We start from the raw sequence: 16226 nt of genomic DNA, 5'->3' as shown, positions 1-16226 counted from the left end.
TCCCGGTGGTGACCCAGCCCACTGAATTCACCCCCTTTTCGCTCTGTTATAAGGCTGTGAGCAGGGTTTTTGATTTCTACTCCGTCAGGCACCCGTGCAAGATAGCGGTATGACACCGACCTTGAGGCGGTGTCTTCTCACAGTGTTACCACGATCCAAGGAGATTGACGTGAAACGAGCAGCGATCGCAGCCGCCGCCCTTGCCCTCGCCCTCACGGGGTGTTCGACCGCCGACCCGGAACCCACGGCCGACGGGACGGTGTCCCAAGATACATTCCTGACTACCCATGGCCTGGCTGACATGGACGCGGTGGAGATCATTGATCACCTCGACCGGCAGAAGGTCACTGAGCGCCCCACGGATCTGATCGCCTCAGTGCGTCCCGATGAACTGCTGCTCTCGAGCGGTGACCAGGAAGTCGTGGTCGATCTTCCCGACAATCAGACGTATGTCTCGATCGCACCCTATGTCAACTCCACCCACGACTGCTTCTACCACAGCCTCACGACCTGCGTGGGGGAACTCAGCAATGAGGATATCCAGGTCAAGATCACCGATGAGGCGACCGGTGAGGTGCTGGTGGACGAGGAGACAACCACCTTCGACAACGGGTTTATTGGCTTCTGGCTTCCCGATGATGTCACCGGCCTGATTGAGGTCAGCTACCAGGGGCGTACCGGTACCACGGAGTTTTCCACCACCGACGACGGTGCCACCTGTGTTACAGACCTGCGCCTGACGTAATGGCTCAGCAGGGTCCTCACCTGCACCTGTCTCTCCGTGTCACTGAATTCTTACACCAGGAAGGTTAAATCATGACGAACGCGTTTTCCCGACAACAGTTTCTGCTCGGCGGGCTCGTCCTCGCCGGCACCGGGGCCGTGGCCGCCTGCACCAGCGACCCTGGACCCGCTGCCTCGGCACCAGGTTCCTCCCTTCGCCCCACTCCCACTGCGTTCGGTGAGCCGACGGTGCGGCGGACACTGACCGCCCGGCCCCTCTCCCTGGATATCGGCGGCATCGAAGCCAAGACGTGGGGATACGTCTCTGACACCGGGGATGCGGCCATTGAGGCCACCGCCGGCGACGTCCTCCAGGTCGAATATCACCAATGAATTGCCTGAGAGCACCTCCATCCACTGGCATGGCATCGCACTCCACAACGCAGCCGACGGTGTGCCCGGCATGACCCAGGACCCCATTGAACCTGGCGAGTCTTTCTCCTATGTTTTTGAAGTCCCCCACGGTGGCACCTACTTCTACCATTCCCACACCGGCCTGCAGCTTGATCGCGGCCTCCACGCCCCACTGATCATCCGTGACCCGCAAGACGCTGAGGACCAGGACGTCGAGTGGACCATCGTGCTCGACGACTGGGTCGATGGTATTCAGGGCACTCCCGACGATGAGCTCGATAAGCTCACCGGAATGGGTTCGGGCGACCATAACGGGAGGATGGGAATGGGAGGTCACAGCCACATGATGCACGGCACCCCGGACCGGGTTCTGGGCGGGGATGCCGGCGATGTGATGTATCCGCACTACCTCATCAACGGACGTATCCCCCGCGCTCACCGAACCTTTGAGGCTCGCCCGGGCGATAAGGCCCGCCTGCGGTTTATCAACTCCGGCGGTGACACCATCTTCAAGGTGGCCCTCGGTGGTCACCGCATGACCGTCACTCACACCGACGGCTTCCCTGTCCAGCCCAGGGAGACCGAATCGATCTACCTGTCGATGGGCGAGCGTGTCGACGTCGAGGTCATCCTCGGCGACGGCGTCTTCCCGCTCACGGCTTTGGCGGTGGGAAAGGACGACCGCGCCTTCGCCGTCATCCGCACCGCTGGCGGCCAGGCCCCCCACCCCGATGTCGACTTCCCCGAGTTGTCTTCCACCGGACTGCTTCTGTCCTCCCTGAAGCCTGCAGACCGTGCACTCCTGCCCGAGAGCACACCAGACCGAGAAGTTGGCATCGACCTGGGCGGGCAGATGATGCCCTATGAATGGAGCATTCTCACCGACGGCCAATCCTCCTCCGCGACCGTGCAGGCGGGCCAGCGCCTGCGCATGGTCATGCGCAACAGGACCATGATGCCCCATCCCATGCACATCCACGGCCACACGTGGGCGCTGCCCGGCAGCGACGGGCTACGCAAGGACACCGTCCTTCTCCGCCACGGTGAAACCATGGTCGCCGACCTGATCGCTGACAACCCCGGTGAGTGGGCATTTCACTGCCATAACGCCTATCACATGGAAACCGGGATGTTCAGCTCGCTTCGCTACGAGTAACGCCCACAGCAGGGTTGAGTGCCGAGGTAGGCAGAGTCGCTGCAGACCACCCACCGGGCAGCACGATGATCTTCCTCGGTGTTTCGGCATCCTGGCTGCGGCAGCTGCCGGTCTGATCTCGTTCGCCTCCCCGTGCGTCGTACCCCTGGTACCCGGGTATATGTCGTATCTGGCCAGTGTGGTCGGCGGGGAGGCCGACTACGACGCTGAGGGGGCACGGTGGTCACCATATGCCAGTGGGCGGTAGCGGGTGCGGCCGGGTTGTTCATTCTCGGCTTCACCATAGTCTTTGTGCTGGCCACTTCAGTACGACTACCGTCATCGCTGTGTCCTTCCTACCCGGTGTTGCACCGAGTGACCTGGGGAGTTCACGAGTTCAACGGAAGAAGTTCCCGAGCCCGGGAATCATTTTGCGTTAGGGGCCGGTTCCGGTCGACCAGCATTTGTGTTTTCCCAGGTCGCGACGCATGTCTACGAAAAAAGTTCCGCGACCAACGGCGAGCCGGGGAACTTTTTCGGTGTAAGCGGGGCGACCGGGCCAGACCGGGACAGACCAGGCCAGGCCAGGGCCGACCTCACGCCTTGCCCAGCATGTAGCCGCGCCCGGCGTACTCCGCCGTGTGCACGACCCAGCCGATGGCGGTGATGAGGGCGAAGGAGATGAGTCGGTAGAGGACGGTGACGGCGGTGGCGTCGACAAGGGTGAGGCCGACGGTGACCAGGGACCCGGCGAGGATGGCCTCCACGGTGCCCACGCCGCCGGGGGTGACTTGGGCGGCGCCGGCGAGTTTGGTCATGATGAACGCGAGGGTGATGCCCATGGCGGAGGTTTGGTTGAGGCCGGGGTCGAAACCTGGTGCGGTGCCCAGGACGGACCAGGCGCAGAAGTAGAGCACGGCCAGGTCGAGGACCTGGTTGAGCAGGGAGAACGCGGCGGCGGCGGTGAAGCGGCGGCGCGACATTTGGATGGCGGCGACTTGGTCCACAACACCGCTGGCTTTGGTGGCGACGCGGGCGGGCAGGAAGCGCAACCAGCGCTTCAGTACGGTCGGGTTGCGGGTGGCCCAGTAGAGGCCGCCGACGACGGCCGCGGTCCCCGCGAGCGATCCGGCCAGGGCCCACACAGACAGTTTCGCGCCCATGAAGACGACGGCGCTGATGCCGATGAGCGCCATCCACACAGTTGACAACGCCCCGGAGACCACGAAGAACCAGGCACACAGGCCGGTGGAGGCGCCCCAGGACTGGTGGACGCGGAAGGTCAGCCACGCGGAGAGTGCTGGGCCGCCGGGGACGGTGGTGGACCAGGCGTTAGAGGCGAGCGTGATGTTGATGCAATTACGTAGGTCGGCGATGCGCCCCTCGATGTTCAGGAGCACGAGCATCACGGCGGCCATGGCGGCGATGGCGCCAAAGGCGGTGGCGACGGCCCCGATCAGCGGCAGCGGGTGGACGCGGCGTAGCGTGGTCCAGGCTTCGCCGAGGAAGGGGAGGCGGTCGCGAAACAGCACCAGGCCGACAATCAGGATGACGACGGGTGCTGTCCAGCGCAGCCACTTAGCGTTCAAGTTCACGCTTCTTGAGCTGCTCGAGCGCCCGGCGGGCCTCGAGTTCCTGCATGAGTTCCGTGAAGGGGACAAGTTCGGAGTCCTCGTTGACGGTCCTGCCTGCGCGGGCGGGGGAGGGGTCGAGGGCGATCGCTTCGTCGACGGGGGTGTGGGTGGGGTCGGAGGGGGCGTCGACAAGCGGGACGGAGCTGGAGCCTTCGCCGAGGCTGCGGTAGGCGCGTTTGACCCAGCGTGGTGCCCACCAGTTGTCCTCGCGCAGGAGGTGCATGACGGACGGCACGATGAGTAGGCGGATGATGGTGGCGTCGAGGGCCAGGGAGACGATCATGCCGAAGGCGATGTACTTCATCATGACGATGTCGCTCATGGCGAAGGCGGCGGCGACCACGATCATGATGGCGGCGGCCGCGGTGATGATGCCGCCGGTGTGCGCGGTGCCGTATTTGATGGACTGGTCGGTGGTGGCGCGGTTGTGGCGGGCCTCGACCATGCGGGAGACGAGGAAGACTTCGTAGTCGGTGGATAGGCCGTAGAGGATCGCGATGATGAGGACCAGCACCGGGCTCATCAGTGGGCCTGGGGTGAAGTTGAGCAGGTCGGAGCCGACGCCGTCAACGAAGACGAGGGTGAGGAACCCGAGGGTGGCGCCGATGCCGAGCACGTTCATGATGACGGCCTTCGCGGGCAGGATCAGGGAGCCGAACAGTAATGCCATCAGCAGGAACGTGGCCAGCACCATGTAGAGCGCCATCCAGGGCAGCCGCTCCAGGAGGGCTTCGATGGATTCGACTTCCATGGCCGGGGTGCCCGCGATGTAGACGCCGACGCCTTCTGGCGCCTCGATGGCGCGCAGCTGGTCCACGACTGCTTGGCCGCCGTTGCGGTCCGCCAGCGGCGCGGAGAGCACCGTGGTGCCGTCCTTCGTCGCCTGGGACGGGGAGAGCGGCTTGGCTAGGCCGGTGACTTCACGGGACTGCAGGACCACGTCCACGAGCTGCTCGTTGGTGGCGTTGGTGACCACGAGCTTGATTGGGTCGGTGCGGAACGCGGGGAACTCCTCGTTGAAGGCGTCCTGCGCCTGCCGCGTTTCCTGGTTGGGTGGCAGGTAGCTTTCGTTGATGCCGCCGAAAGTGATGCCGACCATCGGCACGGTGAGCAGCAGCAGCGCCCCGGTCGCGCCGACGACGACTTTCTTCGAGTTGCGCATCGCCCACGCCGGCAGCCGGTACCACACGGTGTCTTCTATTCGACGCCCCTTCCGCGACGTGCGCCGCACCGACCACTTATCGATGTTCGCCCCCAGCATGCCGAACAGCGCCGGCAACATGGTCACGGAGATGACCGCGGCGAGCATCACGGCGCTAATGGCGCCGTAGGCCACGGATTTGAGGAAGGCCTGCGGGAACATGAGCAGGCCGGAGAGCGCCACCCCGACCATCAGTGCGGAGAAGAACACGGTCTTGCCGGCGGTGGTTGTGGTGGCGGCGACGGCCTCTTCGGTGCTCACGCCGCGGTCGAGTTCTTCGCGGAAGCGGGAGACCATGAACAGGCCGTAGTCGATGGCCAGGCCAAGGCCGAGCAGCGTGATGATGGACTGGGAGAAGATGTTGACCTGCTGGAACTGCGCCAGGATGGACAGCAGTGACAGGGAGCCGATGATGGACAGGATGCCCACGATCAGCGGCATTGCCGCGGCGACCACGCCACCGAAGACGAACAGCAAGATGATGGCCACGAACACCAGGCCGACTTTCTCGGCGCGGGCGATGTCGTTGGCCATGCCGGTGTCCAGCGCGTCCGCGACGGCAGTGGCGCCGGCGATCTGCACGGTGGCGTCCCCGGGCAGCGTGATGTCGTTGAGCGCCGGTTGGATGGTGCGGAAGTCTTTCAGCGTCTGTTCGCCGTCGCCGGCCAGGCCGATCGCGGCGAAGGCGGCGGTGCCGTCCTCAGTGATCTGCTGCTGGTTCGGCGCGGAGAAATAGCTGGTGATGTGGTCGATCTGGTCCGGGAACTGGGTTTTTAAGGCCTCGATTTGTCGGTTGGCCTCGTTGAATACGGCGGGGTCGGCCACGCCTTGTGGGGCGCGGACAAGCAGGATGACATCACCGGCGTTGTCGCGGCCGAAGGTGTCGTTCTCGATGGTGGCAGCCGTGGTGGAGTCCGCGCGGGGGTCCTCCCAGCCTTCCTGCGAGAGGCGTTCTCCCAGCTTGGAGCCGAAGAGCACCTGCAGCACCACGATCACCGCGATGACCACGATTGGCAGCACCTTGCGCTGCCGGTACGCGAAATGTCCCCACCTGTAAAACACGGCCAGCTCCTACTTTTCCTTGGTGTTGTGCAGCAACGAGGTCAGTGGGCGGAATGGCTGCAGCCATGCGCCACCGTCCGGCAGGGATTCCAGGTTGATGCGCGGCAGCGGCTCCAGGAATACGTTCGGGATGTCCTCGAGGTCCACGAAGCGCAGCAGTGGGGAGTCGACGGCCCACGCGGCGTGCTCGTGGAACCCGATGACGGTCACGGGCAGGCCGTCTTCCGCGAGCTGCTCGAGCGGCTCCTGGAAGTTCTGGCCGTCGGCAGACGCGACAACGACGCCGCGCAGCACGCCCTCGTCGAGGCGGCGGCGGATGTGGGTGAGCATGTCCTGATCGACGTCCGAATCCTCAGCAGTCTTCGGCTTTGCGAAGACCGCGAAACCCACGTTGCGCAGCGCGTCCACCCACGGGCGGACCGATTCTGCGTTGTGGGCGGCGACGTTGGTAAACACGGTGGCTTCCGGCTCGATGGTGGAGCCGGTCTCCTGCGAGGCCTTCGCCGCGAGCCCGATCAGCCAGTGGCCGAGGGCGTCGAAACGCGGCCGCTGCGACCCGGAGGGCCGCCCGCCGAGGATCGCGCCGAGCCCCATGTCAAGGTTCGGCGCGTCCCAGACGAGCAGGTAGGTTTCTGGGCCGGGTTCGGCCCCTGGCGTGTAGGGGTGCGTCTTGTCCTGCAGGTCCTGCATGGTTTACTTCTTCTCCCAGAGGTATTCGCGGATCGTGTGGTCTTTTTCCAACCCTTTCCCCTCGAATTTAGTGATGACCTGTCGGTCTGTCAGCAACGGCGCCTCTGGCCACGGCCAACCCTTGTATTCCAGCATGGGTTCCACGTTGACGAGTTCGTCGATCCACTCGGCGTAGTCGGCGTGGTCGGTGGCCACGTGCAGCACGCCGCCTTTCTTCAGGCGCGTCGCGATCAGGTTCAGCGTGCCCGACTGAATAATGCGGCGCTTGTGGTGGCGGGCCTTTGGCCACGGGTCCGGGAAGAAGATGCGCACGCCGTCGAGGCTTTCCTCGCCGAACATGCGGGCCAGCACCTCGACGCCGTCGCCGCGCACCATGCGGATGTTATCGATCTCGCCGCGCACCACGGAGCCGAGCAGCTTCGCCAGGCCAGGCTTGTACAGCTCGACGGCAATCACGTTGGTGTCCGCCTCCAGGGGCGCCATCGCCGCGGTGGAAGTGCCGGTGCCTGAGCCAATTTCGAGGATCGTCGGGTGGCCAGTGCGACCGAACCACTCGTCGACATCGATGGGGGTGTCGCTGAGCATCTGCCCCAGGCGCGGCCAGTGCTCATCGAAGAGCGCCTCTTGGTTGTCCGTCAGCGTGCCACGACGGAACGTCACCGAGCCGAGCCGCGGGTAGTCCAGGCCGGTATCAAATTCAGTTTGTGGGGGCCGCCCGTGGGGCAGTTCGCCCATGCCAGGGCGTGAATTCTCAGACATGTTCATCGTGTTCATTGTCCACACGGTGGATTGAAATGCAATTCCCCCATTTGCCCCCAAAATAGGGTGAATGTGGGTCCGGTCACGTTTGTTTTCGGGTTTGCGCATTCGTGGAATGTTGTTTTCGCTGCGTACGGCCTATATTTATTGACGCCCCACCGTTCGGGCACACCCCTTTTCGGGGCACATTTACATGCTCACTCTTGGTCACATCTATGAAGTATGTCACTGGTTATGACCGGGGTGGGCGTCGAAAAGCTGGAGACGGACCAGCGTAACCGCGATTTCGATAGGCTTAGGACCTAGAGGTTTGTCTATTTTGACCAGGAGAGATTATGACCACTGCCGTGAAGCGCATCGAAGGCAACGTACCAACCGACAATGAGCAGCTCATTGCTTGGATCAACGACGCTGTCGACCTCTTTGACCCGGACAAGGTGGTTTTCGCGGACGGATCCCAGGAAGAGTGGGACCGCCTCGCAGCCGAGCTGGTGGAGAAGGGCACGCTGATCAAGCTCAACGAAGAGAAGCGCCCGAACTCCTTCCTTGCACGTTCGAACCCTTCCGACGTCGCACGTGTTGAGTCTCGCACCTTCATCGCCACTGAAGACGAAGACGGCGCAGGCCCAACCAACAACTGGCGCAACCCAGCCGAGCTCAAGGCTGAGATGCGCGAGCACTTCAGCGGCTCCATGAAGGGTCGCACCATGTACGTCGTGCCGTTCTGCATGGGCCCAATCAGCGACCCAGACCCGAAGCTGGGCGTCCAGCTCACCGACTCCGCATACGTGGTCATGTCCATGCGCGTCATGACCCGTATGGGCCAGGAGGCACTGGACAAGATTGAGGGCGACAAGTTCGTGCCGTGCCTCCACTCCGTCGGCGCGCCGCTCGAGCCAGGCCAGGAAGACGTCGCGTGGCCGTGCAACGAGACGAAGTACATCTCCCAGTTCCCAGAGACCAAGGAAATCTGGTCCTACGGCTCCGGCTACGGCGGCAACGCAATCCTGGCGAAGAAGTGCTTCGCCCTGCGTATCGCCTCCGTCATGGCGAAGGAAGAAGGCTGGATGGCTGAGCACATGCTCATCCTGAAGCTCACCTCCCCAGAGGGCAAGGTGTACCACATCACCGGCGCATTCCCGTCCGCATGTGGCAAGACCAACCTGGCAATGCTCACCCCGTCGCTCGAGGGCTGGACCTCCGAGGTTGTCGGCGACGACATCGCCTGGATGCACCTGCGTGAGGACGGCCTCTACGCCGTCAACCCAGAAAACGGCTTCTTCGGCGTTGCACCTGGCACGAACTACAAGTCCAACCCGATCGCCATGAAGACCATGGAGCCGGGCAACACCCTGTTCACCAACGTCGGCCTCACCGACGACGGCGACGTCTGGTGGGAAGGCATGGACGGTGACGCCCCGGCACACCTCGTGGACTGGCACGGCAACGACTGGACCCCGGAGTCGGGCGAGAAGGCCGCCCACCCGAACTCCCGCTACTGCACCCCGATCGCGCAGTGCCCAACCGCAGCACCGGAGTACGACGACTGGAAGGGCGTCAAGGTCGACGCCATCCTCTTCGGCGGACGCCGCCCAGACACCGTGCCACTGGTCACCCAGGCGCACGACTGGGAGCACGGCACCATGATCGGCGCGATGCTCTCCTCCGGCCAGACCGCAGCCTCCGCAGAGGCGAAGGTCGGCTCCCTGCGCCACGACCCGATGGCCATGCTGCCGTTCATCGGCTACAACGTCGGTGACTACTTCCAGCACTGGATCGACATGGGCCGCGAAGGCGGCGACCGCATGCCGGCGATCTTCCTGGTGAACTGGTTCCGCCGCGGCGAGGACGGCCGCTACCTGTGGCCAGGCTTCGGCGAGAACTCCCGCGTATTGAAGTGGATCGTGGACCGCATCGAAGGCCGCGTCGGCGCAGACGAGACCGTGGTCGGCTACACCGCCCGCGCGGAAGACCTGGACCTGGAGGGCCTCGACGAGCCAATCGAGGACGTCAAGGAAGCCCTCTACCCAGATCCGAAGCTGTGGGAGGGCGACGTCGCAGATGCCCGCGAGTACTTCGCTGGACTCGGCGACCGCGTTCCGAAGGAAATCTTCGAGCAGCTGGACAAGCTCGAGGAGCGCGTCAACGCCGCGAAGTAAATCGCACTAAGCCTCTAAGGTAAAAGGCCCGCCGTGTGGCGGGCCTTTGCTTATGTGAACTTAGCGAACAGTAATTTTGACGACCTGTGGTTTATCAAAGTCGCTGACCGTCGCGTGGCCCTCCAGATCCACTCGACCGGACGACAGCGCCGCGACACTCGGGCAGGACGCGTTGATGCGTTCTTCCCCCGGCTCGAGCTTCCAGTAGTAGACGGAGTTCTTGTCGGTGTAGTGCACCTTTTCCTGACGCAGGCCACCGAGTGAGCATACGCCCGCTGACTTGCCATCTTCGGTGACTACCTGGATGACTGACTGCTCGCCACGAGGCTGCACGACGGGCGCTTTCGAGTTGGTTTCGCCCATCACGACGGCCACCACGATGGAGACCACCGCCAACACGGCTGCGAAAATGGACGGGGCTTGGAATTGGATGGGGAGTTTCATGGTTACGTATCCTACCCCCGCAGCACGACCACCAGGTTGGAAACCGCAAACTCGCGAAGCAGGGGCACCCGCGTGAGCCACCAGGCCCAGCGTGGGTGGTAGCGCGGGAACGCAGCGAGGAGCCTGCCGGTCGACTCCGCCCACGCCACACCCTCCTTCGCTGAGACCGCGAAGAGGGACTCGCCCCACTTGTTCTTCGGCTCGTGCCCGTGAGCGGCCACGTAGCGCGAACGGGCGAACTCGCCACCCACGTAGTGCTGCCACAGACCGGTCTCGTGCCCGCCGAAAGGGCCCAGCCACACCGTATAACTCAGCACCGCCAGGCCGCCGGGCTTGACCACCCGCAACATCTCCTCAGCCATCGTCTGCCAATCCGGGATGTGCTCGGCAACGTTGGAGGAGTACACCACGTCGAAGGAGTCCGTGGCGAAGGGGAGCGCGGTGCCGTCGCCACGAACGGAGCCGTAGCCGGAAATACCGGCGGCGGACAGCTCCGAGACGCTTGGCTCCACGCCCACATAGAACGTGTCCGCGAAGGCCTCGGCGAAATAGCCCGGCCCACCGCCCACGTCTAACACCGACTTGCCCCGCAGGGGGGATGCGGTGAGGTCGGAGGAGAGGGCGTCGAGAAGCTGGTAGGTGTCGCGGGCCAACCCCTCGTAGAAAATGCGGGGCCGGAACTGCTCATAGCGAAACGAGCGCAACAAGCGCAACGAACGTGCCAAGGTGGCCAGGTGGCGGGTACGGTACATGACAATGAAGATACTGCTGATGTGTTGGCGCGACTCTACCCACCCACAAGGTGGCGGCTCCGAGGCGTACCTGGAACGCGTCGGCGAAGCACTCGCGGCCGCCGGCCACCAGGTGATCTACCGTACCGCGAAACACACCGACGCCCCGCGCATTACCCGTCGAAACGGCATCCGCTTCGAGCGCGCCGGCGGCAAATACAGCGTCTACTTGCTCGCGCCGTTCGCCGCGTGGCGGCACCGGCCCGACGTCATCGTGGACACCCAAAACGGCATCCCCTTCTTCGCACGCCTCTACTCGCGGGCCACGACCGTGCTGCTCACCCACCACTGCCACAAGGAACAGTGGCCGGTGGCTGGGCCGATCATCGGGCGGTTCGGGTGGTGGCTGGAATCCAAGGTGGCGCCGCGGGTGTATCGCTGGGCGCCGTATGTGACGGTCTCGCAGGCCTCGAAACGCGACCTGGAGGCGCTCGGGGTGGACCCGGCGGCGATCCGCATCATCGAAAACGGAGTGGACCCAGTGCCCGCCGAACTGCCCACCCTCGCCGACGACGGCCGCACCCACGTGGTCACCCTCTCCCGGCTCGTGCCACACAAGCAGATTGAGCACGCCATCGACGCCGTCGCTGCCCTCGACAACGTGGTGCTCGACGTGATCGGCTCCGGCTGGTGGGAAGACCAACTCCGCGACTACGCCGGCGACCTTGCAGGCGAGCGCGTCATCTTCCACGGCCACGTCGCCGACGACCACAAACACGCCCTGCTCGCTCGCGCGCAACTCCACCTCATGCCCAGCGCCAAAGAAGGCTGGGGCATCGCCGTCATCGAAGCCGCCCAACACGCCGTCCCCACCATCGGCTACGCGGGGGCAGGCGGCCTCGCCGACTCAGTACAGCACGGGGAAACCGGCATGCTCGTGGAAACGCAGGCCGAGTTCGTCGCCGAAGTCGCCCACCTTCTTGACGACGCCCCCCTCCGCCACACCCTCGGCACCCAGGCGCAACAGCGCGCCGGGACCTACTCGTGGGCGGAAACTGGGCGCAAGTTCACCCAGTTCATTGACTCTCTTTAGAGCAGCTCCGTCGACCAGTTCAACTGCTGAATCTTCGTATCCAGCTCCCGGTACTCCTTCGCCGCCTTATCCGCCATCGCGTGCAACTGCCCCACATCCACCGTGGACACATACCGCACCTCGGAGGCCGAATACCGATCCGCGCGTGCCGACGCTGCATCAGCCACCGCGCTATAAAACCTCCGAGCGCGCAAAAACGCATCCCGACGCGCAATCGCATCCGTCAACGTCGCGTCCCCCTCAAACGGCGTCGACGCATTCGTGTGGTTAATCCGGCGCACCAGCGTCTCAATGCTCTGCAGCACCGACGCCGACTCCTTCAACAACACCTCCGAATCCTCCACCGGGGTATCCCCCTCCTGGATCCGCGCATTCCGCGTCAAACGACGCTCCAACTCATTCAGCCGATCCTGTGCCTGCGCCCGCTTCGCCAGCGCCTCTGCCAACAACATCGCATCCTCCTTCAAAAAATAGGCGGCCACCCCCAGCACCGTGGTAGTTCCCAATTCTCATGTGCACTGTACCCGTGTACCTTGTGCAGGCTTAGGGATCAATCACGGGGACCCGGAAAGCCACCGGGTTACAGGTTTGGGTGGTTTCCAATTGCGCCCGAGGAAACCGGTCGGGCTGGTGCTCGCTGAGTGGCCTGCGCACCACGATAGCAGGTTGGGGGCGTTGGGGTTGGTACCGGTTTCGGGTCTGGTTTTGTTCTGGTTTCGTTCCGGTCGAGGTGTTCAAGGAGTGTGACGCTGGTCGCCCAAAATCGGTCGGGCCAGGTGAAAATGCGCGACCTGCAAGGGGATAGTGTCGGGCCAAAGGGGCCTATTGCGATTCCAGACGAAAATATCCGGCGCGTCGGCCAGGTATGTGTTGAGGCGGCTCGGGTGGAGATCCATCGGGTTTGAGTCTGGCGTCTCGTAGTGGAATAAGCGCGGGGTGACCTTTTGCTTTGAAAAGCTCACGATGACGCAGAAGACATGAGCTTGGTCACTTGCTTCGTTCGCCCAACGGAAGGTGTCGTGCGCGAAGTCAATGTGGAAGCCCAATTGGGTGATTGGGTACCAAATGTTTGCTACCTGTTCGCCTTGGACAACCGAGTTGGTCGATACGAATGCCGTGCGTACGGTGTGGTCGCCCATGTACTCTGCGGCCTTGATGAACCAACCCGCTACGTAGTCGATGTTGCCGACATTCTTCGTTCCCTTTGGAAAGACTGAAGTGCCCCAGGTTTTGTTCCGTCTGAGCAGATGGGAAAATCTGGGGCACTTCAATTGACTTCCTTCACCCCGTTCACTAGGTGTGAGGAAGTTGAAGGTTGGTGACCGAAGCAATCTTAGATCGCCGAAATTCGGCCTGCGCGATAGCTCGGTAGAAATTATCATTATTAGCACCGCTGCCAATATCTACGGAGGATCTGGAGCACCACATCGTGAAAGAAAAGCTCACAACAGCCCTAGAACCAATCGTCGGTACGTCCTACTCACTGATGATCGCAGACGTTATTGCTTGGCTGGCCCTATAAAACCATGGACAATATCGAGCATCGCATTTCCCAATTAGAACTTAACCAAGGACGGATCGCAATCCTACTCAGCTCAGCCCCCGAAGAGCATAAAGCGTGGGATAAAGCGTGCCTATGCCATGACCTCACCTTCGAACAAGAATACAGGACTCGACAAGAGATCCTAGATTTCCTCAACTCAGAAGCGACTGATAGTAACGAACTACTATCAAAAGTAAGCCACATCGTAGGACATCCCGCAGTAGCTCGCGACCTCGTAAGCGCATTTAAACAACGTGGCACGGCAGCTCAACGATGGAAAGAAATAGACTCGGAAAACCTACTCTGACCATTCAGCTCACTGACTGAATGTTTCACAGAAAGAGCATCAAGTGTTGAACTAGTACTCAACGTTTGATGCTTTTGTCTTTCTGTTTTCCCATATGAGGGCGCTCCACTGGTGAGTGCATTGCTGGAGGGCCTGAAGCGTGGTATTACGAACCTGATCAGCCCTTCTATTTGGCAGATTCAACAGCAGAATCATGTATTAGGATGGAGATTTCCATTTTGCAGGGTGGAAAGTACGGAATCCGCTTTTACCCTAGCCATTGGCTTCAACAAGATGGTGGTGAAGTGCCCCGGTTTTTGTTCCTAGGCATGTGCCTTGTTTTCCATTATCCCGTGGTCCTGGGAACTTTCTTTGTGGTCAGTCGTCGCGAACTGGGGAAACACTACGTCGGTCGACCGGAGCAGCTGCAAAACGCAAAATGGTTCCCGAGCTTGGAAACTATTTCAGCGGGCTCGAGCGAGCAAACGAAGTGGCCTGGGAAAGGCGTCCGGAGGGCCGCCGAGGCCCCCGAAAACGCGAAAAAGTTCCCGGACGCAGGACGCGGGAACTTTATCGCGGATAGGGGGAAGGGGATGGGGTAGGACAGAGCGCGTTGAGTATCAGCGAGCCGGAGTTTAGGCGGCCGCGAGGAGGCTGTCTGTGCGCAGGCGGTTGAGCATCTCGGCTTCGACGAGGACGGGGATGAAGTCTTCGACGGTTGCGGTGCTGCAGTGCTCGGCGAGGACGGTGTCGAAAGTGTTGTTGATTTCGGCTTCGCTGAATTGTGGGGTCCAGGTCTCGAGGAGGTCGTGGCGGATGTTGCGAAGTACGCGCTTCTGGATGGTGTTGAACTGAATCTGCATGGTTACGCTCCTTGTTAAACTCTTGTTTACCTGGAGTTCACTTTAACCTACGCGCAAGAATACTGCAAATGCTCCAATAATGGGCGTGCCCCAACTATCTAATATGCCTGGTCAATACCGCAATCAAGGGCGAGACGCACCACAAACCGAACAGTCCGAGGCCAAGCGGCGGCAGGCCGACGGGCGCGGCCCCCGTGTTTACCGAGCGGCCATCTGGGTACACCACCACGCCGACGCCCATCGAGGCGGCAAGCCCCACATCCGCGTTAAGGGCGGACCAGCGTGGGGACGGCGGGTCGACTTCCACGTCGCCAACGCGCAGCGCGCCGGACTCGACGACGTTCATGATTTTGGGGGCGGGGTCGACGATGGTGGCGCCGTCGGCGCGTCGGGTGAGGGTGGGGCGGTCGACGAAGAAGACGTCGCGGCCCTGGTCGTCGACGTGCGGGATTGGGAGGGAGGAGGCCGGAACTGGGGTGAGGGCGGAGAGGGCGAAGGGGGCGTCGAGAAGCTGGAGGAGGGCGAAACTGCCCGCGAGCTGGGCGCGAAGCCCCGGCAGGTTGCCGGCGGCGGTGACGTAGGCGGGGATGGCGAGGATGAGGAGTTTGTGGGCGTCGCGAAGGAGGCCGCCGCCGGGAACGTGCTGGATGATGGGGGTGAGCCAGCCTGCCCACGACGCGAGCGCCAGTGCAAACCCGAGGCCCGCCAGCATGAGGAGGCGGCGCGGGACGTGGCGCCACGCCAGGCACAGTACGGCAAAAAGCAATACGCCGAAGATGGCGAAGCCGGAGGCGCGGGAGGCGGGTATGGCGTGGGCGTTCCAATCCCGCCCAGGCCGAGCAGTGCACCGAGGGTGCCGACGCTCCCCTCCGCACGCGGGGCGAACATGGCGGCGGCCTGCGCCGAGGATGTGCCCTGTCCGCCGCTAAAAGCGGCAACTGCACCGGCGACAATCCAGGGCGCGCAGGTCAGGGCGCTGAACAGCCAGCGCCGCGAGTGGAGGGCGGCCGCGATGGCGCCGGTTGGGGTCAGCGAACACACCCACTGGGCAGCGATGCTGCCGCGCGCGCCAAGTGCCACCAGCGGCAGCAGCCAGGCGGCCACCGCCACCGACCACTGCCCCTGCAACAGGCGCTCGACGACGAACGGGTTCCACACCGCGACCGTGATCGCCGCGAACCGGCCCCAGCCGTTACGCCCGAATCCGCCAGCCCGCCCAAGCGGCAGCGGCGGCGGCGCCGACCACGAGCGCGCGCATCGCCAGCACTGGGAAGGGGAGGACAGCGAGCAGCGCGTCCTGGGGGACGTTGCGGGCGGGCAAGTCCCCGAAGCCGAGGGCGGCGCGGGTCAGCGCCATGTCCGGCAGGACGAGCATGTCCCGGTAGGCGAGCGCCTCGCCCGGCGCGAGGAACGGCCAGGTCACGCCGAGGACCAGGGCCGCCGCGTAGGCGAACAGCAGCCAGGAGAGCAGACGCCCCTTAATCACGGC

14 protein-coding genes and 2 pseudogenes are annotated in these 16226 nt (G+C 63.2%); 5 read left to right on the top strand and 11 right to left on the bottom strand.

Translation table 11 applies throughout. The features are described 5' to 3' along the window. Positions 1-169: 169 nt before the first annotated feature. From R0V12_RS04930 to R0V12_RS04920, 3 genes and pseudogenes are all read left to right on the top strand, one after another. Positions 170-745, top strand: coding sequence for a CueP family metal-binding protein (locus tag R0V12_RS04930; protein WP_071573011.1), 576 nt, complete (start codon positions 170-172; stop codon positions 743-745). 71 nt (positions 746-816) lie between these two features. Beyond that, positions 817-2293: pseudogene (locus R0V12_RS04925) on the top strand (multicopper oxidase family protein). Positions 2294-2381: 88 nt separating this feature from the next. Beyond that, positions 2382-2596 (top strand): annotated as a pseudogene (locus R0V12_RS04920) (cytochrome c biogenesis protein CcdA); the annotation flags it as partial. A gap of 272 nt (positions 2597-2868) precedes the next feature. Here R0V12_RS04920 and R0V12_RS04915 read toward each other — a convergent pair. The 4 genes from R0V12_RS04915 to trmB are packed head-to-tail and all read right to left on the bottom strand — an operon-like array spanning position 2869 to position 7624. Continuing rightward, positions 2869-3867 (bottom strand): lysylphosphatidylglycerol synthase transmembrane domain-containing protein, encoded by a 999-nt coding sequence (locus R0V12_RS04915; protein ID WP_320072957.1) that lies wholly within the window; start codon positions 3865-3867, stop codon positions 2869-2871. Then, positions 3851-6169 carry an MMPL family transporter gene (locus R0V12_RS04910; protein WP_320072956.1) on the bottom strand — a complete coding sequence of 773 codons (2319 nt, stop codon included), beginning with the start codon at positions 6167-6169 and terminating at the stop codon, positions 3851-3853. The genes R0V12_RS04915 and R0V12_RS04910 overlap by 17 nt, the downstream gene beginning before the upstream one ends. A 9-nt stretch (positions 6170-6178) precedes the next feature. Next, a complete protein-coding gene (locus R0V12_RS04905; RefSeq protein ID WP_256021346.1) occupies positions 6179-6859 on the bottom strand; it encodes an NYN domain-containing protein in 681 nt (226 codons plus the stop codon). Between the two features lie 3 nt (positions 6860-6862). Further along, entirely contained in the window at positions 6863-7624 is a 762-nt protein-coding gene (gene trmB, locus R0V12_RS04900) for a tRNA (guanosine(46)-N7)-methyltransferase TrmB (protein ID WP_070975629.1), read from the bottom strand. Between the two features lie 329 nt (positions 7625-7953). Between trmB and R0V12_RS04895 the strand changes: the two genes are divergently transcribed. Beyond that, positions 7954-9777 (top strand): phosphoenolpyruvate carboxykinase (GTP), encoded by a 1824-nt coding sequence (locus R0V12_RS04895; protein WP_320072955.1) that lies wholly within the window; start codon positions 7954-7956, stop codon positions 9775-9777. 60 nt (positions 9778-9837) lie between these two features. Here R0V12_RS04895 and R0V12_RS04890 read toward each other — a convergent pair whose 3' ends face one another. Both R0V12_RS04890 and R0V12_RS04885 read right to left on the bottom strand, forming a co-directional pair. Then, positions 9838-10221, bottom strand: a complete 384-nt coding sequence (locus tag R0V12_RS04890) for a hypothetical protein (RefSeq protein WP_320072954.1) — start codon at positions 10219-10221, stop codon at positions 9838-9840. 11 nt (positions 10222-10232) lie between these two features. Then, entirely contained in the window at positions 10233-10973 is a 741-nt protein-coding gene (locus R0V12_RS04885) for a class I SAM-dependent methyltransferase (RefSeq protein ID WP_070479626.1), read from the bottom strand. A gap of 4 nt (positions 10974-10977) precedes the next feature. On the opposite strand from R0V12_RS04885, the gene R0V12_RS04880 reads away from it, so the two are divergent. Then, positions 10978-12045 carry a glycosyltransferase family 4 protein gene (locus tag R0V12_RS04880; RefSeq protein ID WP_311475546.1) on the top strand — a complete coding sequence of 356 codons (1068 nt, stop codon included), beginning with the start codon at positions 10978-10980 and terminating at the stop codon, positions 12043-12045. Here the strand turns inward: R0V12_RS04880 and R0V12_RS04875 are convergent. The 5 genes from R0V12_RS04875 to R0V12_RS04855 all read right to left on the bottom strand — a co-directional run bounded on the left by R0V12_RS04875 (position 12042) and on the right by R0V12_RS04855 (position 16223). Continuing rightward, on the bottom strand, positions 12042-12497 hold the full coding sequence (locus R0V12_RS04875) for a DIP1984 family protein (RefSeq protein WP_288792428.1): 456 nt from the start codon (positions 12495-12497) through the stop codon (positions 12042-12044). The genes R0V12_RS04880 and R0V12_RS04875 overlap by 4 nt on opposite strands. A gap of 282 nt (positions 12498-12779) precedes the next feature. After that, positions 12780-13316 carry a DNA methyltransferase gene (locus tag R0V12_RS04870; protein ID WP_070975622.1) on the bottom strand — a complete coding sequence of 179 codons (537 nt, stop codon included), beginning with the start codon at positions 13314-13316 and terminating at the stop codon, positions 12780-12782. Positions 13317-14509: 1193 nt separating this feature from the next. Then, positions 14510-14737, bottom strand: coding sequence for a three-helix bundle dimerization domain-containing protein (locus R0V12_RS04865; protein ID WP_070975621.1), 228 nt, complete (start codon positions 14735-14737; stop codon positions 14510-14512). A gap of 94 nt (positions 14738-14831) precedes the next feature. After that, complete coding sequence (locus tag R0V12_RS04860) at positions 14832-15503, bottom strand: hypothetical protein (RefSeq protein ID WP_320072953.1); 672 nt, start codon at positions 15501-15503, stop codon at positions 14832-14834. A 426-nt stretch (positions 15504-15929) separates the two neighbouring features. Continuing rightward, positions 15930-16223: a hypothetical protein gene (locus R0V12_RS04855; protein ID WP_320072952.1), complete on the bottom strand. Its 294-nt coding sequence runs from the start codon at positions 16221-16223 to the stop codon at positions 15930-15932. Positions 16224-16226 lie beyond the last annotated feature (3 nt).

Origin of the sequence: Corynebacterium sp. UMB2355A, assembly GCF_033877495.1 — a bacterium.
In the GTDB taxonomy this organism is placed as follows: Bacteria; Actinomycetota; Actinomycetes; order Mycobacteriales; family Mycobacteriaceae; genus Corynebacterium; species Corynebacterium pseudogenitalium.
This window is presented reverse-complemented; position numbering and strand designations above follow the sequence as displayed.